The 396-nt window shown below is 45.2% G+C and carries 1 protein-coding gene; it reads left to right on the top strand.

Going from position 1 to position 396, the window contains the following annotated elements; all coding sequences use genetic code 11:
• Positions 1 to 306: pilin (locus AB4486_RS24145; protein WP_372119162.1), on the top strand; the 306-nt coding region annotated here is incomplete at its 5' end.
• Positions 307 to 396: the final 90 nt, after the last annotated feature.

Genomic DNA, 396 nt, shown 5'->3' on the forward strand with positions numbered 1-396 from the left:
TACAAAGACTATGTATCAAAAAGCCAAGCATCTTCAGCATTAGCAACACTAAAAGCACTAATTACACCAGCTGAATTACTAATCCAAGAGGAAGGCAGCATTAGTGGCGGCGTTAGTGCATTGGGGATTTCAGCTAGCTCAAACACTCTAGGGACTATCTCAGCTTCAGGAACTACCATTTCATTTTCGTTTGTAGACGGTAGCCTTGATGGTGACAGTATGACCATGACAAGGAGTGCAGATACTGGTTGGTCATGTTCACTATCAGCCTCAAGCGCAATCCCTTCAATAGAAGGCTGCAACTAATTTGGGACTCACCAACCTCCCAACCGTTCTTCGTCAGGCTGACTTACTCAGCCTAACTCAAGAACAAGCCGTTGCGGAACATGTACAAGC

It is taken from the genome of Vibrio sp. 10N.222.55.C6, assembly GCF_041473395.1.
GTDB lineage: Bacteria > Pseudomonadota > Gammaproteobacteria > Enterobacterales > Vibrionaceae > Vibrio > Vibrio crassostreae_C.